Here is a 433-nt window from a genome sequence, read left to right as displayed (position 1 = left end):
CCATGTCGCCCTTCTTCAGATGTGCGATGAGTTGGGCGGCGCGCTCGCCGGCGCCTTCACGCACCGCTTCGAGGATGCGGGGCTTGGTGACGCGGCCGAGATAGTTGGCGACGGTCGGCCGCCACCCGGCTTCGGCCATGTCGAGCCCGACCGCCAGCGACAGGCGATCGGCTTCGGCGATGCGCTGTTCGACACTATGCGCCGAGACACGGCCACCGTAGCGATCGGCCCGCTCATAAAGCGCATTGACGCCGAACGAAGCGCAATGGGCGAAGAGTTCGGCCTGTTCGGGGCCAGTCAGTGCGGCCAGCCCATCCCAGAGATCAGCGACTTTGGCCGGGAGCCGTTTGCGCCAGCTATCGTGCCGGGCCTCGATCGCCTTGGCATAGACGCTGTCACGAAGCCCTTCGGGCTGCGAATGGAAGGTCGTGCC

1 pseudogene is annotated in these 433 nt (G+C 66.5%); it reads right to left on the bottom strand.

From position 1 onward, the window contains the following. Positions 1-433 (bottom strand): annotated as a pseudogene (locus tag AACY52_RS31660) (DNA-binding protein); the annotation flags it as partial.

The organism is Pseudomonas sp. EA_65y_Pfl1_P113, from assembly GCF_963970525.1.
GTDB classification, from domain to species: Bacteria; Pseudomonadota; Gammaproteobacteria; order Pseudomonadales; family Pseudomonadaceae; genus Aquipseudomonas; species Aquipseudomonas tritici.
The sequence above is the reverse complement of the archived record's forward strand: the minus strand, read 5'-3'. Positions and strand labels throughout refer to the sequence as shown.